Source organism: Microbacterium sp. 4-7, assembly GCF_014332665.1.
GTDB lineage: Bacteria > Actinomycetota > Actinomycetes > Actinomycetales > Microbacteriaceae > Microbacterium.
The window spans coordinates 97448-118536 of sequence record NZ_MCRH01000003.1 but is presented as its reverse complement, the minus strand read 5'-3'; the positions used below and the strand labels follow the sequence as shown (position 1 = coordinate 118536).

Here is a 21089-nt window from a genome sequence, read left to right as displayed (position 1 = left end):
CGCACTCTGGAGACCGATGAACCAGTACCTCGCCGACCTCTTCTCGCTCGAGGGGCGCACCGCCGTCGTCACCGGTGGCAGCTCGGGCATCGGACGCGGCATCGCGACGGCACTCGCGAGCGCAGGCGCCTCGACCGTGATCGTGGCGCGCGGTGAAGCGCGGATTGCCGAGACCGTGGCGGAGCTCACCCGCGCCGGATGCCGGGCGGCAGGAGTCGTCGGAGACCTCGGCACGCGGGAGGGAATCCGAGCCCTCGCTGAAGCGGCCGTCGAGCCGTTCGGCGAGCCGGACATCCTGGTGAACTCCGCAGGGATCAACATCCGCCCGCCGTTCGCCGAGATCACCGAGGACGACTGGGACGCGACGATGACCGTGAATGCGCTCGCACCTTTCCTGCTCGGCCAGCGCTATGCCACCGGCATGGCCGAGCGGGGCTACGGGCGCCTGATCCACATCAGCTCCCAGCAGGCGCATCGCGCGTTCGTCGGCAGCGGCGTCTACGGCGCCTCGAAGGGAGCCGTGGAGTCGCTGATGCGCTCGGAGGCCGAGGCATGGGGAGGCACCGGAGTCACGAGCAACAGTCTCGTCCCGGGGTTCGTGCTCACCCCGCTCAACGCCCGGCTGCAGGAGGACCCCGAGCAGATCGCCGCCCTCGCCGCACGGACCATGATCGGACGCAACGGACTGCCGTCGGATTTCGCGGCCGCGGCCGTGTTCCTCGCCGGCGCCGGCTCGAGCTACGTCACCGGGCAGTCGCTGTTCATCGACGGCGGCCTGTCGGTGCACTGAGCACGTCTCACCCCTCGGCCGGGTAGACCCGCTCGTCGGCACGGGACACGTCGAGCAGCGGAACCGGAGCGGTGAGCGCGTCGACCGCATCCGCCCCGGCGGAATCCTCCGGAGCCCGGTCGGCCCGACGGTGGGCGAGGGCCGCGCGCACGCCTCCCGAGACGGCCGTCTCGACGGCCCTCTCCGTATCGAGCACACGCGAAGCGGCCACCTGCTGCGCGGCGAGCTCGGCATAGAGACCGCCCCGCGCGAGGAGCTCTGCGTGAGTGCCCGACTCCACGATCAGGCCGGCTTCGACGACATGGATGACGTCGGCCCCCATGATCGTCGAGAGTCGATGCGCGATCGTCAGCGTCGTGCGCCCCTTGGCCGCTTCGTCCAACGCCTCCTGCACGACGCGCTCCGACACCGTGTCGAGAGCGGACGTCGCTTCGTCGAGCAGCAGCACGGGCGGATCCTTCAACAGCACTCGGGCGATCGCGATGCGCTGCTTCTCACCGCCCGAGAGACGGTATCCCCGTTCTCCGACCACGGTGTCATAGCCGTCTTCGAACCCGCTGATGATGTGATGGATGTTCGCTGCGGTGCAGGCGGCGATCATCTCCTCGTCCGTCGCGTCGGGTCTGGCGTACAGCAGGTTCTCGCGGATCGTCGCGTGGAACAGGTACGTCTCCTGCGAGACGATGCCGACCTGGTCGATGATCGACTCCTGCGTGAGGGTCTTCACGTCCGCTCCCGCGAACAGCACCGCGCCGCCATGCGCCTCGTACAGTCTCGGCGCCAGATACAGCACCGTCGTCTTGCCCGCACCCGAGGGACCGACGAATGCGACGTGCTGACCGGGCTCGGCCACGAAGGAGACGCCCTGCAGGGTGGGGCGAGCATCGGGTGCCGCGTCCGGATAGCGGAAGACGACGTCGGCGAACTCGATCCGTCCCCGTGGCCCCGGCGCTTCAGCGACCGTGATCGCATCCGGGGCGTCCCGGATCTCGGGCACCAGGTCGAGGTACTCGAAGATGCGCGCGAACAGCGCGGACGACGTCTGGAGGTCGAGCGACACCCGCATGAGGCCCATCAGCGGCTGCAGCAGACGGGCCTGGACGGTCGTGAAGGCGACGACGGTTCCCGCGGTGATCGCGCCGGTGCCGCCGGCGATCAGGTAGCCCGAGACGAGGTAGATGACCGCGGGGACGCTCGCCATCAGCACCTGGACGACCGCGAAGAAGCCCTGCCCGCTCATCGCCCGCCGTACCTGCAGCCTCACCTGGTTGCGGTTCTCGGCCTGGTACCGCTGCGATTCGGTGCGCTGTCGGTTGAACGCCTTCGACAGGAGCATCCCCGACACGCTCAGAGTCTCCTGCGTGATGGAGGTGAGCTCGGACAGCGACTCCTGGGTCTCGCCGGCGATGCGCGCACGGACCTGCCCCACGCGTCGCTGCACGATGATGAGGAACGGCATGAGCACGACAGCGATCAGCGTGAGCCGCCAATCGATCAGGATCATCGCGACGAGGGAGGCGATGACCGTCACGACATTGCCGAGGATGCTGGTCACGGTGTTGGTCAGGACGCCCGAGACGCCGCCGACGTCGTTCTGCAGACGCGACTGGATGACGCCGGTCTTCGTCCGGGTGAAGAATCCGAGCTCCATGGCCTGCAGATGCTCGAACAGCCGGACCCGCAGATCGCCCGTGACGCTGTTGCCGACGGTCGAGGTGAGCCAGGTCTGCGCGACGCCGAGGACGGCGGAGAGGAGGAAGAGCCCGACCATCGCCGAGACCAGCCAGATCAGGAGCTGCAGCTGGGGAACACCGCCGTCGACGGGGAAGAGCGCGTCGTCGAAGATGCGCTGCACGATCAGCGGCGGGATCACGGCGATGGCGGCGCCGATCACAACCAATACGCCGGTCCAGAAGATGCGCCAGCGGTACGGACGGAACAGCGCGATCACCCTGGATCCGAGCCCGCTGATGCGCGGTGCCTCGGCGTTGAGCCGACGCTGTGCGCTCTCGTCCACACCGCGGAATCCCCCGCGTCCACCACCCATGCTCATGTCGCCAGCGTAGTCAGCACGCATGACCCCGGGACGCGCTCAGCGCGGGCGTCCGTCCGCTGAGAGCGGATTCAGAGGGATCCGGAATGAAATGTCCGAACCTGTGGTTACGCTGAGTGGTCCCCGCGCACTCGCGCGATCTCCCCCTCTCTTCAGTGCCTTGGAGGCCGTATGTCTGCCGTCGACACCGGGTCGATCACCACGCCCCCTCCCGCGCGCAGCGGCGAGATCGCCCGCAGCGACATGCGCGTGATCTGGCTCCTGCTCGTCGCCGCGTTCGTCGCGATCCTCAACGAGACCACGATGGGCATCGCGATCCCCCATCTGAACGTCGATCTGGGCATCCCGCCCGAGCTCGGCCAGTGGCTGACGAGCGCATTCATGCTCACCATGGCGGTCGTCATCCCGACGACCGGGTTCATCCTGCAGCGCTTCACGACCCGTCAGGTCTTCATCGCCGCGATGATCTCGTTCTCGCTCGGAACCCTGGTCGCCCTCGTGGCGCCCGGATTCGAGATCCTCCTCGCCGGCCGCGTCATCCAGGCCGCCGGCACGGGCATCATGATGCCGCTCCTCATGACCACCATCATGAACGTCGTCCCCGCCCAGTCGCGCGGACGCATGATGGGGCGCGTCGGACTCGTCATCTCGCTCGCTCCCGCGATCGGACCGACGCTCGCCGGTGCGGTCCTCGAGACGCTCCACTGGCGTGCGCTGTTCGCGATCATCCTGCCCATCGCGCTCGTCTCGCTGCTCATCGGCGTCAAGTGGATGACCAACCTGGGTGAGACCCGCGTGGTCCCCCTCGATGTCGTCTCCATCCCGCTCGCCGCTCTCGGATTCGGCGGCATCGTCTTCGGTCTCAGCCAGTTCGGCGGCGAAGGCGGATCCGGCGAGACCGCCGGGGTCGTCGCTCTCGTCGTGGGTGCCGTCGCACTCGCGCTGTTCGTGTGGCGCCAGCTGGTGCTGCAGCGGGTCGACGACGCACTGCTCGACCTGCGCGTGTTCCGCTCGGCGAACTTCACGTTCTCGGTCGTCATCATGACGATCCTCGCGCTGTCGATGTTCGGGACGCTGACCCTTCTGCCGCAGTACCTGCAGAACGTCGCCGGCCTCAACGCCCTCGAGTCCGGCCTCATCCTCCTTCCCGGTTCGGTGCTGATGGGTCTGCTCGGCCCCATCATGGGTCGGGTGTACGACGCACGCGGCACTCGCCCGCTGCTGATCCCCGGAACGATCCTCGTGTCGGCCGCGCTGTTCTACTACTCGACCGTCGGCGAGCACACAGTGTGGTGGGTCCTCATCATCGTGCAGGCGGCCATGTCGGTCGGACTCGCGATGTCGTTCACGCCGTTGTTCTCCGCGTCGCTCGGGTCGCTGCAGCGTTCGCTGTACTCACACGGCTCCGCTGTGCTGAACACCCTCCAGCAGGTCGGTGGCGCGGCGGGCGTGGCGGTGCTGACGGTGACGTACTCCGCCATCCTGCACGCCGGAGAAGCCGAAGGGCTCCCCACGGCGGTCGCCGGTGCGCCGGGTGCCCGCATGGCATTCCTCATCGCCGCGATCATCTCGCTGGCTGCGGTGGCGCTGAGCCCCTTCGTCCGCAAGCCGGCAGACGATGTCTCCGGCGGAGCGCACGGCGGGCACTGATCGTCCCGCTGCGGCGGCGTCTCCTGCTACTGCGTCTTCGGCGCAGGGAAGTGGCAGACGCCGCCGCTGCAGTACCCGGCGGCGTCGTCATCAAGCAGGTTCGGAGTTCCGGTCAGCGGCTGAAGCACGGTCGGTGCGTCCTGCTCGGCGGAGTCCTGTGTCTTGGCCATCATTCGATCGTACGCCTGTGGCGACGGCATGGCGCGGAAATGCGGCGGCGGCCGGGGGCGGCTGATCATCAGACGTTCTGCCCTACGGTGGACGAGTGCTCAAACGACTCCTCGCCCGCTTCTTCTGGGCAGTCAGCCGCTGGACCCTCACCGCCGAGGCCACTCCTCAGAGACCCACCATCCTCATCGGTGCGCCGCACACGTCCAACTGGGACTTCGTGCTCATGCTGGCGATCGCGTGGAGACTGGGCATCGAGGTGCACTGGCTCGGCAAGAACAGCCTGTTCCGCGGGTGGCGGGGTCCGATCATGCGTCGTCTCGGCGGCATCGCCGTCGACCGCGCCGACCCGGCGCGGGTCGTCAACGACGTCGTGGAGCAGGTCCATTCCGGCGGCGTCTTCGGCCTCGTGATCACGCCCGACGGCACTCGCGGGGGCAACGAGTACTGGAAGTCCGGCTTCTATCGGATCGCACGAGAGACCGGGATGCCGGTGACTCTCGGTTTCGTCGACCGCACCACGATGACCACCGGACTCGGCCCCACGATCGAGCTGACGGGGGACGTCGCCGCTGACATGGACAGGATCCGGGCGTTCTACGCAGACAAGGCCGGTCTCCGTCCCGAACGCCGCACCGTGCCGCGGCTGCGCGAGGAGCACGCGAACGGCGACAGCTGACAACGCCGTCTCAGGCCGAGTCCTCCTGCTCGATCTCCGACCGGGCCTCGGAACGGGCGTACTCCAGATCGTCGTCGGACAGCGTCTCGGCCATGCCGACCACAGCCCCGGTGATCGTCCTGATCTCATCCCGCGTTCGCTCGCCGAGGTGCGGCGCGGTATCTCCGAGCACCTCGACTCGCGCCTCGAGCGACAGCCCGGGCCACCACTCGCGGATCGGTGGAAGCGTCATCCCCTGCTCCTCGAGTGCATCTGCGCAAGAGTCTGGACAGACTCCGAGCGGTGCCGCAAAACTGACTGCATGGAACCCGACCACCGATCTGCACCGTCGAGCGAGCTCGACGACCGACGAGACGGACGCGACGAGACTCGGAACGAGCGCGCCGACCGCAACTGGGAGGAGCTCCTGCAGGAGCTGCGAGTGATGCAGACCGGTACGCAGATCCTCACCGGATTCCTGCTGGCCGTCGCCTTCACTCCCCGCTTCGAGGACATGGACGAGGTCCAGCGGGATCTGTACGTGGTGCTGGTGGCACTCGCCGCGCTGGCGACGATCCTGGCGCTCGCGCCGGTGGGCATGCATCGGGCGCTGTTCGGTCGCCGCCGCAAACCCGAACTCGTCCGGGTGGCCGCTCGGATCGTGAAGATCGACCTCGTGGCGATCTCCGCACTGACGATCGGTGTGACCACCCTCATCATCGACTTCACCGTCGATCGCGCCGCCGGACTCATCGCGCTCGTCTCCTCACTGGTCGCCGTCCTCCTCCTCTGGCTCGTCCTCCCGCGCCTGGTCCGGCGAGAGGCCGACCGTACGCGGGAGGACGAACGAGAGTGAGACGTCAGCTCAGCTGGTCGCGGGAGTGCGGTTCTCGGCACTCACCATCCACGCGAACTGCTCCAGGCTCTCGAGCACCGCGTGCAGGATGTCTGCCGACGTGGGGTCTTCCTCGTCGACGGCATCGTGCACGTCGCGGATCGTCCCGATCGTCGCCTCGAGGCGCGCGGTGATGAGGTCGATCGTGTCGGTCGTCGAGACCTCGCCCATCGGGAACGCAGGAAGAGAGGTCGATTCCGCGATCGTGTCCGTGCGTCCGTCTGGCACCGCGTGCAGTGCCCGCATCCGCTCGGCGACCGTGTCGCTGAACGTGCGCGCGGCGTCGATGATCTCGTCGAGCTGACGGTGGGTGTCCCGGAAGTTGCGTCCGACGACGTTCCAGTGTGCCTGCTTGCCCTGTAGTGAGAGCTCGATCAGGTCGACCAGCACGAGCTGCAGGTTCGCGGCGAGGGTGGGCGACGCCGTGAATCCCTTCTCGGCGTTCTGCCTTCTCGTCGTCTTCGCTCCGCGCTTGGATGCGGTGCCGGTCTTGGACGCGCTCTTGGACGTGCTCTTCTCAGCCATGAGTCCTCCTGGGGTTGGAAACTGCGAGATTAGCTCCGCTCGCGGCCCGTATCGAGGGGGTTGACAGTCCCCCCGGTCTCATCAGATCGTGGCTCAGTGACGAAATCAGAGAGAGCACAGACCGAGATCGACGACCACGCATCGGATGTGGTGATCGGCCCGACCTCGGAGTCGGATGCGGGTGAGGTGCTCACCCTGCAACGCGCGGCGTTCGTGTCGGAGGCGCAGATCTACGGCAGCGCCGATATGCCCCCGCTGACCCAGACGCTCCCCGAAGTGGAGGCCGAGCTGCGTTCCAGCAGCGGCCTCGCGGCGCGGAAGGACGGACGGCTGGTCGGGGTCATCCGGTTCGTCGAGGACGACGGCGTGCTGCTGATCGGCAGGATCGCGATCGCGCCCGACATGCAGGGAGAGGGCATCGGGCGCACGCTGCTCGACGCGGCCGAACGCGCGTCGAGCGCGGATGTGGCCGAGCTCTTCACCGGCAGTCTGAGCGAGGCCAACATCCGCCTGTACGAGTCATGCGGATACGAGGAGGCCGAGCGCGTGCCGCAGGGCGACGGAACCGAGCAGGTGTTCCTGAGAAAACCTCTGCATCAGGTGTGAGACCCCTCTGAACGGGCGCGTCGGGTTGAATCGTCCCGCCGAGTGCGGAATCGTGGCCCGTCACGCCGCACCCGCGTCGTGACCGCAACCGGAAGGAGAGTCTTGTGCTCACCCTCACCGATAACGCCACCGCAATCGTGAACACCCTCGTCAGCCGTCAGACCGACGCTGACGACGCCGGGCTTCGCATCCACTCCACGCCCGCCCCTGGACCGGATGGGGGTGCGCGCCTCGCCGTCCTCGTGACGCCGGACCCGGAACCCGACGACCAGGTCGTCGAGGTGTCGGGCACCCGACTCTTCCTCGATGAGACCGCCGCAGCCGCGCTCGATGACAAGGTGCTCGACGCCGGCGTCGATGACGAGGGATCCGTGTCCTTCGCCGTGCTTCCGCAGGTCTCCTGAGGAGATCCGCCACCGGATGCCGCGGCTCATCGAGCCGCGGCATCCGTGCGTCTGGGACTGCCGCGCATCCGCCTCGCGTAGGTTAGACGGAGACCCGTGATCGTCGCGGATCCAGAAGGACCGTTCCCCCGCATGAAGCTGGCATTGCTCCGTCGCTACGTCGTCCTCGCTGAGACGCTGCACTTCCCCCGAGCCGCTTCCCAGCTGGGCATTCCCCTGGCCTCCCTGTACACCTCTCTCGACAAGCTCGAGGACGAGGTCGGACACACGCTGATCAATCGTGAAGGGACGCCGCGACTCACGAATGTGGGAGAGCTGTTCCTCGCTGAAGCGCAGGCGACCGTGGCCGCGGCTCCCCCGCCCGCGCCGAAGACGGCGGGCCCGGCCGGCGGCAAGGCCAAGGCGTCCAAGGGCAAAGGTCGCGCGCCCATCGTGAAGGGTCAGCCGAAGCCCTACAAGAAGCGTCAGGGTCGCTGAGCCTCAGCGTTCGGTGACCTGGCCGCTCTCGACGGACCACCGCCGATCGGTCTGGACGGCCTCCAGCATCCGTCGGTCGTGCGTGACCAGCAGCAGAGTTCCGGTGTACGACTCGAGCGCCTGCTCGAGCTGTTCGATCGCCGGCAGGTCGAGGTGGTTGGTCGGCTCGTCGAGGACGAGCAGATTGACTCCCCGCGCCTGCAGCAGCGCCAGTGCCGCCCGCGTGCGTTCACCCGGTGACAGGGCTTCGACGGAACGCGTGACGTGGTCTGCCCTCAGACCGAACTTCGCCAGCAGAGTGCGCACCTCGGCCGACGACATCTCGGGCACGAGAGCCTCGAACGCATCGGCGAGCGCAGAATCGCCGATCAGCAGCGACCGAGCCTGGTCGATCTCGCCGATCTGCACGCTGCTCCCGAGCGCCGCGGTTCCCTCGACGGGTTGCTGTCGTCCGAGGAGCCCACGGAGCAGAGTCGACTTGCCGGCGCCGTTGGGACCGGTGATTCCGATGCGGTCGCCGACGTCCACCTGCAGAGACAGCGGCCCCAGCGTGAACGCGCCCTGCTGGAAGACCGCCCCGTTGAGTGTCGAGACCACGCTGCTCGATCGGGGCGCAGAGCCGATCGTGAACTCCAGCTGCCATTCCTTGCGCGGCTCCTCGACCTCGTCCAGTCGTGCGATCCGGCTCTCCATCTGACGCACCTTCTGCGCCTGCTTCTCACTCGACTCCGTCGACGCCTTGCGCCTGATCTTGTCGTTGTCCGGAGCCTTCTTCATCGCGTTCCGGACGCCCTGGCTCGACCATTCTCGCTGGGTGCGCGCCCGCGCGACGAGGTCCGCCTTCTTGTCGGCGAACTCGTCGTACTTCTCCCGCAGGTGCCGACGCACGACGGCGCGTTCCTCGATGTAGGCGTCGTAGCCGCCCCCGTAGAGACGATTCGATCCCTGGGCGCGATCGAGTTCGAGCACGCGGGTGACGCTGCGAGCCAGGAACTCGCGGTCGTGGCTGACGAGAACGACGCCGCCGCGGAGACCGCGGACGAACGCCTCGAGGCGCTCCAGCCCGTCGAGGTCGAGGTCATTGGTCGGCTCGTCGAGGAAGACGATGTCGAACCGCGACAGCAGCAGTGCGGCGAGTCCGACGCGAGCCGCCTGGCCGCCGGACAGGCCGGTCATGAGCGCGTCCTCCGCGACGCCGCTGGTGCTCGGGAGACCGAGGTCGGCGAGCACGGCAGGGATGCGCTCCTCGAGATCGGCGGCACCGCTCGCGAGCCACCGATCGAGCGCCTGAGAATAGGTGTCGGCGGGGTCCGTGCCCGCCGGGGCGAGCGTGGGATCGCCGAGCGCCGCTGCAGCGGCATCCATCTCACTCGTCGCCGTCGCGCAGCCCGTGCGGCGCGCGATGTATCCCGCCACCGTCTCGCCGTCGACGCGCTCATGCTCCTGAGGCAGCCAGCCGACGAAAGCGTCGGTGGGCGCGAGCGAGATCGACCCGCCCATCGGCGCATCCACACCGGCGAGCAGGCGGAGCAGAGTCGATTTCCCTGCGCCGTTCGCACCTACCACGCCGATGACGTCACCGGGAGCGACGGTCAGGTCGAGGCCCTCGAAGAGGATGCGGTGGCCGTAGCCGCCTGCCAGGTTCTGGGCGACGAGGGTGGCGGTCATCAGACCAGTCTGTCAGGCTCACGGCTGGTCCACGCCCGCCCCGGCCCGGTGACCGTCAGGCCACGGCGCGGAAGAAGAGCGAGAACCAGAGGATGAAGAAGGCGACCTGAGCGAGCGTGCCGAGAGGGCGCGACTCTCGTCAGAGCGCGACCTGATCATGCGTCGCGATCGCGAACTCCTGCCCGGGATACCGCAGTCCCGAGAAGTACATGTTCGTGTGCGCGACGATCTGCTCACCTGAGATCGGCACGCCGTCCCACTCCGTGTCGACCGTCGTGTGCGCGTCACTCACGAGGGTCACGTCATAGCCTTCCGCCGCCGCGCGCTGCATCGTGGTGCGTACGCAGAAGTCGGACTGCGCGCCGGTGATCACCAGTCGTGTCGCGCCGAGGGCGTCCAGGGTCTCGCGCAGGTTCGTGTCGGCGAAGGAGTCGCGGTAGCTCTTGCGAACCAACGGCTCTCCTTCGTCCCGCCGCAGCGGCGCGGCGAGCTCCCACTCGGGTGTGCCCACTCCTACGGGGTCGTGGTGGACCCAGACCACGGGAACCCCACCGTCGCGAGCGCGCTCGACGAGGCTTGCGGCACGCGCGAGCACACTGTGCTCGTCGAAGCATCCCGGCATCACGCCGGCCTGCAGGTCGATCGCGAGGACGACAGTGCGGCCAGATGATGGCATCCGAGTCAGTCCCAGTCCAGGTATTCCTCGATGATCACGCCGGTCTCGATCGGGTGGTGCATCGGGAACAGGTGGTCGCCGGCGATCGTCTTGATGCTGGAACGGTCAGGCATCGTGGCCTGCAACGCCTCGGCAGTGGCGGCCGGGGTGTCGGTGTCTTCGGTTCCCTGAACGATCAGCACGGGGATCGCCGGTGCGACGGCGATGTCGACGTCCTCGACGCCGAGCAGCAGCAGACCGTTGGCCCGGTCGCTGTGCGCTGCCACGAGGGCGCGTGCGATCGTCCCGCCGAAGCCATGACCGCCGACCCAGGTGTCCTCGATTCCGACGTGATCGATCACGTCGATGACGTCGTCGACACGCTCGTCGAGCGAGGCATCGGATGCCGCGCGGTGGCCGATCCTCAGCACATGGAAACCCGCCTCTTCGGCGAGATAGTGCGCGGCGACGCCCAGCACGTCGGCGGCGAGTCCCTGCTCCTGGATCAGAACCAGCTTGACCGGACCGTCTCCCTCATCCACGAAGGGGATCGCGCGGCCCTCTGGCTCGAAGATCTGGGTATCGGTCATGGGCGCGCGGCTCCTCGTTCGGATGTCAGGGATCGCTTTCCAGCGTAGTCGAGCCCGTCGGCGGAGATCGTCGCCGCCCCACCTCAGGCGCGCAGGGGCGTAGAGTCAGGCCAGGAGCTGACTCTGGTTCCCCGAAGATGGGAACCCGTTGTCAGACACGACACGCTCGTCCGTCCATACCCAGACCTCCGGCCCGGAGCTTCTGACCCTCGGCCTGCTGGCGAACTCCTCGATGGAGAACGAACGGCGCCTCCCGATCCATCCCCGCCATCTCGACCGCATCGACGCGGATGTGCGCGCTCGCATGATCGTCGAGCACGGGTACGGCGTCGACTTCCAGCTGGAGCCCGGCTATGTGGAGTCCCGCGTCGGCCGGGTCGCCGCGCGGTCTGACGTGCTCGCCTCCGCTGACGTGCTGCTGCTGCCCAAGCCGCAGCTCGCGGATGTCGCCGAGATCAGCGCTGGCGGCATCCTGTGGGGCTGGCCGCACTGCGTGCAGGACGTCGCTCTCACGCAGACCGCGATCGACAGCCGTCTCACGCTGATCGCCTTCGAGGCCATGAACCACTGGACCCCGCAGGGAGACATGAGCCTGCACGTCTTCCACAAGAACAACGAGCTGGCCGGCTACTGCTCGGTCATCCATGCGATGAGCCTCGTCGGCTCGACCGGGGACTACGGCCCGCGCCTGCGCGCGGTCGTCATCGGCTTCGGGGCGACGGCACGCGGCGCGGTGACGGCATTGAATGCTCACGGGGTGCACGACATCGAAGTCCTCACTCAGCGCGGGGCGGCCGCCGTGGGCTCCCCCATCCACAACTCGCACCTCACTCAGCTGAACACCGACGACGGACCCACGCACCTCAGCGAGGTCGAGACGGAGGACGGCTCCGTGCTGCTCCCCGACTTCCTGGCGACGTACGACATCGTCGTGAACTGCACCCTGCAGGATGTCGCGGCGCCGTTGACGTATCTGCGCACCGAGGACCTGTCCCGTTTCGCCTCGGGCAGCCTGATCATCGATGTGTCGTGCGACGAGGGCATGGGCTTCGAGTGGGCGACCCCGACGACCTTCGACGAGCCGATGTTCACGGTGGGTCAGGGCGTGAACTACTACGCCGTCGACCACAGCCCGTCGTATCTCTGGAACTCGGCCACGTGGGACATCAGCGAGGCTCTCCTGCCTTTCCTCCGCACTGTGCTCGAAGGCCCCGACGCGTGGGCCGAGAGCTCGACGCTCACACGCGCGATCGAGATCCGCGACGGAAGGATCCAGAACCCGAGCATCCTGAGCTTCCAGGGACGATCGACGGAATACCCGCACGCCCTGGCGGTGTGACGCGCGCTAGATGTTCCGTTTGAGCCCGACGTGGGCCGTCTGGTAGCCGAGCCGGGTGTAGAACGCGCGGGTGCGATCCCGAGTCTCATCGGTGGTGATCTGTGACAGCGTCGCCCCCCGCGCACGACCGAACTCGTGCGCCCACTCCAGCATCGCCGCGCCCAGGCCCCGTGATCGCTCCGCCGTCGCGACACGCAGTCCCTCGATCTGCAGTCGGGTCGACCCGCCGCGAGAGAGCCCCGGGATGACGGTCAACTGCATGGTGGCGACGATGCGGTCGGCGTTGTCCCGGACGACCCCCAGGTAGTTGGATGCGTCGCGGATGACGGCGCGGAAGCCCGCCTCGTATCGGTCGAGTTCGACGCTCTCACGATCTGCACCGAATCGATCGTCCGACAGCAGCGCTGCGATCGCCTCGATGTCATCCCGAGTCGCCCGCTCGACACGGAAGGTTCGGCCGGCCACCTGCAGTCGTCCCCGCACCGAGGACCGCGCGTCGGCCTGCATCCTGGCTACGAGCAGGTCGAGCCATCCGCCGACATTGGTGCGAGCCTCTGCGGTGTCGGGATAGCGGCATCTCAGGTGCAGACCGGACTCGTCCAGGATGAACCACAGCATGACGCCGTCGGTGTCGGTTGCCGCGCTGACGTACTGGGCGTCGAGCCCGACGGAGTCGATCCGCACGGGCAGCCTGCGCAGATCCAGCCACGAGATCGCGAACATCCCGGGAGCCACCGGCATCCCACCCCACGGTGCGAGCACATCTGCGAGCGGCCACGCACCGAGTTGTACTGCTTCCTTGACGGCCGCTGCTGCAGCGTGCGGTTCGGCGAGCTCCGATTCGAGGACGGAATTCGTGATGAACCAGCCGACCGAGTCATGCCAGTCGTCCTCGAAGCGACTGTGCACGGGAAACACGGCTCGCAGCGCAGTACCCGCGACTTCGCGCGTCACCGCAGTCATCGCGACGACCGCAGATGCGAGCGTGGAGACGCCATCGTCACGGGCCTGCGCGGCGAATGCCGCGGCGTCGTCGACATCGAAGACATCGCGCACTTCCACGCGCTCGCGATGCGGCTCGGGTGCGCCGAGAGATAGAGGGAACTGCGGCATCACCCCGCCGCTGTCCGCGATGATCGCTTCCCATCGGCGCCGCACGTGGTCCGGTGCAGGGTCCTTGTCCAGCAACGCCTGCGTGTGTTCGACGAACGCCGGCGCCGACCTCGGCGTCGACATCGGCTTCGCGCCCGTCTTGCCCGCGTCCAGCGCGGACAGCAGATCGCGCACGATCACGAGCATCGACCACATGTCGACGTGCGCGTGGTCCGCCGCGATCACGACCGTGAGCCCCGCAGCGGTCTCCAGCACGCACAGCCGATGGGACGGACGTCCGTATGGGGAGCACTCCGCGTCGAGGATATCGCGCAGCGCGTCATTGACCGCCTGACCAGGGCCCACCTGATGCTCGACCCAGCTTCCGGGGCTGATCTCGATCTCGTGAAGCGTCGGATCGCCGTCCGCACCACGTGCGAAGGCCGATCGCAGCGTGCCATGTCGAGCGACGACAGCCAGCCACGCATCCGCGATCGATTCACGATCGGTCTGTGCGGGCAACCGGAACGACAGAGCCATCCAGGAGCCGGGTCGGTCACCCGCTCCGACATGCAGTCGCTGGTCGAACGACACGGGCAGGGGTCGTCCGAGCGCGGACGCGCTGACGTCGTACCCCCAGAGCCGTCCGAAGGGGAGGCGGAGGTGCGTGACGTTGGTCAGTCGCATGGGTAGCACCATATCGTCCGGATAACCTGATCACTCAACACGACTGCCCGAGCAGACTCGCTCAGTCATCGATCGAGGAGCCTGATGCCCACCTTCGAGGTACCCGGAGCCGAGCTGGCTGTCGCCCTGAGCGATGAAGGCGGGCACCCCGTCGTCCAGCTGCATGGCCTCACGTCGAGCCGGGCCCGCGACCGGGTGCTCAATCTCGACCTCGGTCGCGGACTGAGCGGAACTCGACTCCTGCGGTACGACGCACGCGGCCATGGCCGTTCGACCGGGCGGAAGGTTGCCGACGACTATCGCTGGCCGAACCTGGCGGATGATCTTCTGCGGTTGCTCGATCATTGGTTCCCCGGCGAGCGCGTCCACGGGGTCGGCCCCTCGATGGGTGCCGCGACCCTTCTGCACGCTGCGTCGCTCGAGCCGGACCGCTTCACGGGACTCACACTCATGGTGCCGCCCACCGGGTGGAAGACCAGACCCGCTCAAGCGGATATCTACCGAGCCGCGGCTGCGCTGATCGAAGCCGATGGTGTGGAGGCGTTCCTCGCCGGCACGCGCGGATCGACGCCACCCCCGGCCGCCGTCTCGGCACCGGAGACATGGCCCGACGTCGCCGATGCCCTTCTGCCGTCGTTGCTTCGCGGTGCAGCGCTCAGCGACTTGCCCGCCCCTGAGGCGGTCGCAGGGATCGATGTGCCGACGACGATATTGGCCTGGGTGGACGACCCCGGCCACCCGCTGTGGACCGCAGAATCCCTTGCCGAGCTGCTCCCGCACGCGACCCTGGCGGTCGCCCGCACTCCTGAAGATGTCGAAGCCTGGCCCGAGCTCTTGAGTCAGGATGTCGAGCGTCGCAGCTAGACCGGCTGTGCGCGCCGAGTTCGCTCGCGACTCCACAGCATGGCGATCATCGCCCGTCGCTGTGACGCTCGTATCCGCACCGACCGCGCAGTGATATCTTCATGCGGTGAGGCCAGAATTCGGGGATACCGCAGACGCGACTTTCGCCGTCACCCTCGTGGTGGACATGCCGATCACCAAGCTCCATGCGCTGGACGTCATCGCTTTCGCGGCGGACAGCGCCATCCGAGACGCCCGCACCGCGTCCCCTCGGGTACCGCTGTCGCCCGACGCCTGGGCAGAGGTGCAGATCCCACGCTTCGCCGATCCGCCGCCGATCGCCATCGACGTCTGCTCTGACGCAAGCGTCGACGTCGCGAGCGCTGCCGCCGACCGCCTCACGGAGGCACTGATGCAGGTCGGCTGGACCGTGCGTGCTCGACGTAGCGACGAGATCTGATTCGCACCCCGCGGCTTCGTACGCGCCGGTGCCGATCTCCTCAGCACTCGGGCAGAACCTCGCTCAGTTGTTGAAACGGAACTCCACGACGTCGCCGTCCTGCATGACGTAGTCCTTGCCCTCGAGGCGCGCCTTGCCCTTGGAGCGGGCTTCGACGACGGACCCGGTCTCGACGAGGTCGTCGAACGAGACGATCTCAGCCTTGATGAAGCCCTTCTCGAAGTCGGTGTGGATGACTCCGGCGGCCTGCGGCGCCTTGGATCCCTTGGGGATCGTCCACGCGCGCGCCTCTTTCGGGCCAGCCGTGAGGTAGGTCTGCAGTCCGAGAGTGTCGAAGCCGATGCGGGCGAGCTGGTCGAGACCGGACTCGTCCTGCCCGGTCGACGCGAGCAGCTCTGCGGCATCCTCGGGGTCGAGGTCGATCAGCTCGGACTCGATCTTGGCGTCGAGGAAGATGGCCTTCGCCGGGGCGACCAGCGCGGCGAGCTCCGCCTTGCGTGCGTCGTCGGTGAGCACGCCCTCGTCGACGTTGAAGACGAAGATGACCGGCTTGGCAGTGAGGAGTCCGAGCTCGCGGATCGGCGTCAGATCGATGCCCGCGACGGACAGCAGCACACCGCGCTCGAGCGCATCCTTCGCCGCGTTGGCGGTCTCGAGGACGACGGGCTCGATCTTCTTGCCGCGCACCTCCTTCTCGTACCGCGTGATCGCCTTGTCGACGGTCTCGAGGTCGGCCAGCATGAGCTCGGCGTTGATGGTCTCCATGTCGGATGCCGGATTGACCGCACCGTCCACGTGCACGACGTCGTCATCCGCGAACCCGCGCACGACCTGGGCGATGGCATCCGCCTCACGGATGTTCGCGAGGAACTTGTTGCCGAGTCCCTCGCCCTCGCTCGCGCCGCGCACGATGCCGGCGATGTCGACGAACGACACCGCGGCGGGCAGGATGCGCTCGCTGCCGAAGATCTCGGCGAGCTTGTCGAGACGAGGATCGGGCAGGTTCACCACCCCGACGTTCGGCTCGATCGTCGCGAACGGATAGTTCGCCGCGAGCACGTCGTTCTTGGTCAGAGCGTTGAAGAGGGTGGACTTGCCGACATTGGGCAGGCCGACGATTCCGATAGTGAGAGCCACGGGGGTCGAGTCTACCGGTCGCAGATGCGCAGCCCCTGCGGGTGTCGGCGTCAGGCTCGCACGGCGCGGAATGCGTGCGTCACGTAGGGCAGGTCGATCGTCCCCTCACCGTCGAGTCCGAGCTCGTCGAACAGCACGTCCATCTGCCGTGTGATCTCTGAGCGTTCGTCGTTCGACGCCGCGATCAGGTAGCTGCGCGAGCGCGCCATCTGATGCAGCTGCGTCCGGTTCATCGCCCGGGTCCACTCCCACTGCTGCTTCTCGATCCCCGTGAACGGGGCCTCGATGCGCGGGCCGTCGGAGCCGGGTCCGTTGACCATGTCCTCCGCCGGACTGCTGTGCATGATGTCAGTGAGACGGCGCACCCAGTCCGCGCGTTCGTCGCGGATGTTCCAGATCAGCCCCAGCACTCCCCCGGTGCGGACGACTCGTCCGAGTTCGAGGGACGCCGCAGACGGCTCGACCCAGTGCCAGGCCTGACCCAGCACGGCGGCGTCGAGGCTGGCGTCGGGCAGCGGCATCCGTTCGGCTGTTCCCTGGAAAGTCGGAACACCGGGAACGCTCCGCCGCAGTGTCGCGAGCATGGCGGCGTCCGGATCCACGGCGACGACCTCGGCATCCGGGGCCTGCGCGAGCACACGTGTGAGCTTTCCGGTGCCCGCGCCCACGTCGGCGATGCGACGGGAGCCGTGAGGCATCGGATCGAGCATCCACGACACGGCCTCGAAGGGATACTCGGGTCTTCCCGCCTCGTAGTTCGCGGCCTCGGCGCCGAAGGATGTCGCTCGGTCGGTACTCATGTCGCCAGCCTACGGCGCGTCATCCTGGAGCGTCTCGGATGCCGAGGGAGAGTGGGGATGTGCCACTGGATTTCACCGCAATCGACTTCGAGACGGCGAACTCCAGCCCCGCCTCGGCCTGCTCCGTCGGCCTCGTACGGGTGCGCGACGGCAGGATCGTCGCCACCGCCGGATGGTTGATCCGCCCGCCCGCCGGTCACGACGAGTTCCAGGAGTGGAACACCAAGATCCACGGCATCCGCGCCCACGACGTGATCGACGCGGCCACCTGGGCCGATCAGTTCGACCGCCTGTGCGCCTTCGCCGGCGCCGACGTGCTCGTGGCGCACAACGCGGGCTTCGACCTCAATGTGCTCCGCCGGGCTTCCGAGGCCACCGGCGGCGACTGCCCGCCGTATCGCTCGCTGTGCAGCCTGCAGGTGGCTCGCAAGACCTACGACCTCGAGTCGTACCGACTCCCGAAGGCCGCAGAGGCTGCGGGCTTCACCGGCTTCTCGCACCATGACGCGCTTGCGGACGCGCTCGCGTGCGCCCACATCATCATCGACGCCGCTCGCCGACACGGCGCGCCCGACGTCTTCTCCCTGGCGGATGCATTGTCGCTGCGAGTGACCGAGCCGGTCGTCGCCACCCCGGAGCGCGCGGTCGCCTGAGTCGCACCGGACGAATGTCCGTGGCCGAGCGCATCATGGAGCACATGGATGCTCTCACGCTCGTTCTTCTCCTGGTCGCGCTCGCGGCCGGCGCCGCCGTGGGGTGGTTCCTCCGCGGATCGCGCGGAGCAGCAGACCTCGCTCGCGCCGAGGCCGAGCTCGCCGCAGCTCGAGACGATCGCGACCGACAGTACGACCTGTATCGGGATGCCGTCGAGCACGCGAGGCTCGAGCAGCGCGCCGAGGCGCAGCGGGTGCAGCAGCAGAATGCGGTGCTCACCGCTCTCGCTCCCGTGCGCGAGAGTCTCCAGCAGATGCAGCAGAAGGTCTCGGCGATCGAGCAGGAGCGTCATGCGCAGTTCGGATCGCTCGCGGAGCAGCTCAGGCGCGCGCAGGAGTCCGACGAGGCGTTGCGCTCGACGACCGAGTCGCTGGCCGGAGCACTTCGCTCGACCGCCACACGAGGGGTCTGGGGTGAGACGCAGCTGCGACGGGTCGTCGAGGCCGCAGGGCTGATCCGACACGTCGACTTCGATCTGCAGTCCAGCATCTCGTCGGACCGGGGTCAGGGACGGCCCGACATGGTGATCCGTCTCGCCGGCGGCACATCGATCGCGGTCGACGCCAAGGTTCCGCTCGATGCCTACCTCGAGGCATCGGCACTGCCGATCGGGGACGCGCATGAGACCCAGCGTCGCTCCCACATGCAGAAGCACGTGAAGGCCGTTCGCGCGCACGTCGACGCACTCGCGAAGAAGGCGTACTGGACGGGCCTCGACGCCAGTCCTGAGTTCGTCATCTGCTTCCTGCCGAGCGAGTCGCTGCTCGCCGCAGCCATCGACGAAGATCCGACGCTGCTGGACTACGCATTCACGAAGAAGGTGGCGCTCGCGTCCCCGGTGAATCTGTGGGCCGTGCTCAAGACCGTGGCCTACAGCTGGACGCAGCAAGAGGTGTCGACCGAGGCGCGCGCACTGCTGAATCTCGGCACCCAGCTCTACGACCGACTCGGCGTCCTCGCGGGGCACGCCGACGATCTGCGCCGCGCACTCGAGCGCACGGTCGACAGCTACAACAGATTCGCGGGTTCGCTCGAGAGCCGTGTGCTCGTGACGGCCAGGCAGTTCCCCGGAATCAGCGCGTCGACGCTCGACTCCGCCCCACCGGCGATCACCGCGCAGACGCGACGCTTCACCTCGGCAGAGCTCATGAGCGGCTCAGGAGCGGAAATCGGCTCCGAGCTCCGCATCCCCCATGCTGCTGACGATGCATCCGCTGCGCCGGGTACGTCGATCCAGGCCGATGTCGGAGACGTTCGCGGCCGGGTCAGCGACGACGAATCGGCGAACGCGGATTCAGCATCCCGACCGGTCGAGGCGGAAGAGCCCCGCCGCTGAGATCAGGCGACGCCCGGTACGCCGCTGAGCAGCAGGATCACGAGGCCGCTGGTCACGACGAAAGCTCCGACCATCCACCAGGAGCTGATCTCGTGCCCCTCGTCGAGGCGCTTGCGGAACAGCACGTCCGCACGTCGAGCGGGATCTGAGACAGCCGTCTTGACGACAGGCGCCGCCGGAGTCGCGATCGGCAGAGGCACTCCGGCCTCGTCGACGTTGATCCGCATGATCCGGCCGGTCGGCGTCGTCACGATCTTGGTCGGCGTGCCCTGGGAACCATTCGTGTGCTGCGTTGTCATCGGTCTGCCCTCCTGTGCCTGCGGTGCCTGGCGGCTCCGTCGACGGCGACAAATCCAGTGTCAATTGTCACACGAACGCACGAGAAAGCTCGGCTCAGCACCGCACAGGCGGTACCGGGTCGGTAACGATGAGGGGCCCGTTCCCGACTCGCGCTCTCAGGTCACGGCAGTCAGAGCCACTTCGAGACGAGGTGCTCCGAGGCGATCCGGCGAAGGGTTCCCGAGGCACCGCGCAGCACGACGCTCTCGGTGTAGATGTAGCCGCCCTCGCGTCGGACGCCGGCCACCAGCTGGCCGTCCGTGACGCCGGTGGCGACGAAGATCGTGTTGTCCCCGCGCACGAGATCGTCGGCCTCGTAGACCTTGTCCATGTCGAGGCCGGCGTCGATTCCGCGCTGGCGCTCATCGTCGTCGCGAGGCCAGAGACGCCCCTGGATGTGACCGCCGAGAGCCTTGATCGCACACGCCGTCACGATTCCCTCGGGGCTGCCGCCCACCCCGACGCACATGTCGGTTCGGGCCGCGTGACGCGCCGCGTTGATCCCGCCGGCGACGTCGCCGTCGCTCATGAGTCGCGTCCCGGCACCGGCATCCCGGATCTCCTGGATCAGCTGCTCGTGACGCGGACGGTTCAGCACCGAGACGACGATCTCGTCCACCGGCTTGCCGAGAGCCCCCGCGAGCTTGCGGATGTTCTCGCCGATCGGCAGGCGGATGTCGACCACTCCGACACCGGCAGGGCCCGTGACGAGCTTGTCCATATAGAAGACGCTGGACGCGTCGAGCATCGATCCGCGATCGGAGACGGCGATGACCGAGAGCGCATTCTGACGTCCTGCTGCGGTCAGCGAGGTGCCATCGATCGGGTCGACCGCGATGTCGCACTCCGGGCCGCTGCCGGTGCCGACCTCTTCGCCGTTGAAGAGCATCGGAGCATTGTCCTTCTCGCCCTCACCGATGACCACTCGCCCCTGAAAGGCCACTGTCCCGAGGAAGGCACGCATCGCATCGACGGCGGCGCCGTCCGCCGCCTCCTTCGCGCCACGACCGATGAACGGAACGGCGCGAATGGCGGCTGCTTCAGTGGCCCGCACCAGCTCCATCGCGAGGTTTCGATCGGGACGAAGGGGGCTGAGATCCGCTGTAAGACTAACCATGCGGTCAGCCTAACCAGCGTGAACGTCTGAAACGGCAGTTTTCGGTCGAACGACGACGAAGGAATCCCGATTCTTAACACACGGGT

Annotated in this window: 24 protein-coding genes; 12 read left to right on the top strand and 12 right to left on the bottom strand. The window is 67.7% G+C overall.

Features of this window, described 5'->3' with window-relative positions:
- The first annotated feature begins 16 nt into the window (after window positions 1-16).
- A complete protein-coding gene (locus BEP68_RS04675) occupies window positions 17-790 on the top strand; it encodes an SDR family NAD(P)-dependent oxidoreductase (protein WP_187249375.1) in 774 nt (257 codons plus the stop codon).
- Between the two features lie 7 nt (window positions 791-797).
- Here the strand turns inward: BEP68_RS04675 and BEP68_RS04670 are convergent, their stop codons facing one another.
- On the bottom strand, window positions 798-2843 hold the full coding sequence (locus tag BEP68_RS04670) for an ABC transporter ATP-binding protein (RefSeq protein WP_187249374.1): 2046 nt from the start codon (window positions 2841-2843) through the stop codon (window positions 798-800).
- A gap of 171 nt (window positions 2844-3014) precedes the next feature.
- Between BEP68_RS04670 and BEP68_RS04665 the strand changes: the two genes are divergently transcribed.
- On the top strand, window positions 3015-4493 hold the full coding sequence (locus BEP68_RS04665) for an MDR family MFS transporter (protein WP_053095548.1): 1479 nt from the start codon (window positions 3015-3017) through the stop codon (window positions 4491-4493).
- Between the two features lie 26 nt (window positions 4494-4519).
- On the opposite strand, the gene BEP68_RS04660 is transcribed toward BEP68_RS04665, so the two are convergent.
- Window positions 4520-4663, bottom strand: a complete 144-nt coding sequence (locus tag BEP68_RS04660) for a hypothetical protein (RefSeq protein WP_164481686.1) — start codon at window positions 4661-4663, stop codon at window positions 4520-4522.
- A 95-nt stretch (window positions 4664-4758) separates the two neighbouring features.
- Between BEP68_RS04660 and BEP68_RS04655 the strand changes: the two genes are divergently transcribed.
- Window positions 4759-5340: a 1-acyl-sn-glycerol-3-phosphate acyltransferase gene (locus BEP68_RS04655; protein WP_187249373.1), complete on the top strand. Its 582-nt coding sequence runs from the start codon at window positions 4759-4761 to the stop codon at window positions 5338-5340.
- A 10-nt stretch (window positions 5341-5350) separates the two neighbouring features.
- On the opposite strand, the gene BEP68_RS04650 is transcribed toward BEP68_RS04655, so the two are convergent.
- Window positions 5351-5572 carry a hypothetical protein gene (locus BEP68_RS04650; protein WP_053095546.1) on the bottom strand — a complete coding sequence of 74 codons (222 nt, stop codon included), beginning with the start codon at window positions 5570-5572 and terminating at the stop codon, window positions 5351-5353.
- Window positions 5573-5641: 69 nt separating this feature from the next.
- On the opposite strand from BEP68_RS04650, the gene BEP68_RS04645 reads away from it, so the two are divergent.
- A complete protein-coding gene (locus tag BEP68_RS04645) occupies window positions 5642-6175 on the top strand; it encodes a DUF6328 family protein (protein ID WP_053095545.1) in 534 nt (177 codons plus the stop codon).
- A gap of 9 nt (window positions 6176-6184) precedes the next feature.
- Here BEP68_RS04645 and BEP68_RS04640 read toward each other — a convergent pair whose 3' ends face one another.
- Window positions 6185-6739, bottom strand: coding sequence for a Dps family protein (locus tag BEP68_RS04640; protein WP_053095544.1), 555 nt, complete (start codon window positions 6737-6739; stop codon window positions 6185-6187).
- Between the two features lie 96 nt (window positions 6740-6835).
- Between BEP68_RS04640 and BEP68_RS04635 the strand changes: the two genes are divergently transcribed.
- The 3 genes from BEP68_RS04635 (at window position 6836) to BEP68_RS04625 (ending at window position 8226) form a co-directional block, all read left to right on the top strand.
- Window positions 6836-7345, top strand: a complete 510-nt coding sequence (locus BEP68_RS04635; protein WP_372984305.1) for a GNAT family N-acetyltransferase — start codon at window positions 6836-6838, stop codon at window positions 7343-7345.
- A gap of 104 nt (window positions 7346-7449) precedes the next feature.
- Complete coding sequence (locus tag BEP68_RS04630; protein ID WP_053095543.1) at window positions 7450-7749, top strand: Fe-S cluster assembly protein HesB; 300 nt, start codon at window positions 7450-7452, stop codon at window positions 7747-7749.
- 132 nt (window positions 7750-7881) lie between these two features.
- Window positions 7882-8226 carry a LysR family transcriptional regulator gene (locus tag BEP68_RS04625; protein WP_053099048.1) on the top strand — a complete coding sequence of 115 codons (345 nt, stop codon included), beginning with the start codon at window positions 7882-7884 and terminating at the stop codon, window positions 8224-8226.
- 3 nt (window positions 8227-8229) lie between these two features.
- On the opposite strand, the gene BEP68_RS04620 is transcribed toward BEP68_RS04625, so the two are convergent.
- From BEP68_RS04620 to BEP68_RS04610, 3 genes are all read right to left on the bottom strand, one after another.
- Window positions 8230-9894 (bottom strand): ABC-F family ATP-binding cassette domain-containing protein, encoded by a 1665-nt coding sequence (locus BEP68_RS04620; RefSeq protein ID WP_187249372.1) that lies wholly within the window; start codon window positions 9892-9894, stop codon window positions 8230-8232.
- A gap of 139 nt (window positions 9895-10033) precedes the next feature.
- Entirely contained in the window at window positions 10034-10570 is a 537-nt protein-coding gene (locus BEP68_RS04615; RefSeq protein WP_187249371.1) for an isochorismatase family protein, read from the bottom strand.
- A 5-nt stretch (window positions 10571-10575) separates the two neighbouring features.
- Window positions 10576-11139 carry an alpha/beta fold hydrolase gene (locus tag BEP68_RS04610; RefSeq protein ID WP_053095540.1) on the bottom strand — a complete coding sequence of 188 codons (564 nt, stop codon included), beginning with the start codon at window positions 11137-11139 and terminating at the stop codon, window positions 10576-10578.
- 232 nt (window positions 11140-11371) lie between these two features.
- Between BEP68_RS04610 and BEP68_RS04605 the strand changes: the two genes are divergently transcribed.
- Window positions 11372-12478, top strand: a complete 1107-nt coding sequence (locus tag BEP68_RS04605; protein WP_187249595.1) for a N(5)-(carboxyethyl)ornithine synthase — start codon at window positions 11372-11374, stop codon at window positions 12476-12478.
- A gap of 6 nt (window positions 12479-12484) precedes the next feature.
- Here the strand turns inward: BEP68_RS04605 and BEP68_RS04600 are convergent, their stop codons facing one another.
- Window positions 12485-14257, bottom strand: a complete 1773-nt coding sequence (locus BEP68_RS04600; protein WP_187249370.1) for a GNAT family N-acetyltransferase — start codon at window positions 14255-14257, stop codon at window positions 12485-12487.
- Window positions 14258-14341: 84 nt separating this feature from the next.
- Here BEP68_RS04600 and BEP68_RS04595 point away from each other — a divergent pair, with 84 nt between their 5' ends.
- The gene (locus BEP68_RS04595) at window positions 14342-15121 is read left to right on the top strand and encodes an alpha/beta fold hydrolase (RefSeq protein WP_187249369.1); all 780 of its coding nucleotides are present in this window, start codon (window positions 14342-14344) and stop codon (window positions 15119-15121) included.
- 106 nt (window positions 15122-15227) lie between these two features.
- Window positions 15228-15560 (top strand): hypothetical protein, encoded by a 333-nt coding sequence (locus tag BEP68_RS04590; protein WP_285363091.1) that lies wholly within the window; start codon window positions 15228-15230, stop codon window positions 15558-15560.
- Window positions 15561-15623: 63 nt separating this feature from the next.
- Here the strand turns inward: BEP68_RS04590 and ychF are convergent, their stop codons facing one another.
- Window positions 15624-16697 (bottom strand): redox-regulated ATPase YchF, encoded by a 1074-nt coding sequence (gene ychF / locus BEP68_RS04585; RefSeq protein ID WP_056277996.1) that lies wholly within the window; start codon window positions 16695-16697, stop codon window positions 15624-15626.
- Window positions 16698-16747: 50 nt separating this feature from the next.
- Entirely contained in the window at window positions 16748-17497 is a 750-nt protein-coding gene (locus BEP68_RS04580) for a class I SAM-dependent methyltransferase (RefSeq protein ID WP_187249368.1), read from the bottom strand.
- A gap of 59 nt (window positions 17498-17556) precedes the next feature.
- Here BEP68_RS04580 and BEP68_RS04575 point away from each other — a divergent pair, with 59 nt between their 5' ends.
- Complete coding sequence (locus BEP68_RS04575; RefSeq protein ID WP_187249367.1) at window positions 17557-18150, top strand: exonuclease domain-containing protein; 594 nt, start codon at window positions 17557-17559, stop codon at window positions 18148-18150.
- Window positions 18151-18194: 44 nt separating this feature from the next.
- Window positions 18195-19547 (top strand): DNA recombination protein RmuC, encoded by a 1353-nt coding sequence (locus BEP68_RS04570; RefSeq protein ID WP_150115171.1) that lies wholly within the window; start codon window positions 18195-18197, stop codon window positions 19545-19547.
- 2 nt (window positions 19548-19549) lie between these two features.
- Here BEP68_RS04570 and BEP68_RS04565 read toward each other — a convergent pair whose 3' ends face one another.
- A complete protein-coding gene (locus BEP68_RS04565; protein ID WP_053095531.1) occupies window positions 19550-19846 on the bottom strand; it encodes a hypothetical protein in 297 nt (98 codons plus the stop codon).
- Between the two features lie 170 nt (window positions 19847-20016).
- Window positions 20017-21003, bottom strand: coding sequence for a class II fructose-bisphosphatase (gene glpX, locus BEP68_RS04560; protein WP_053095530.1), 987 nt, complete (start codon window positions 21001-21003; stop codon window positions 20017-20019).
- Window positions 21004-21089: the final 86 nt, after the last annotated feature.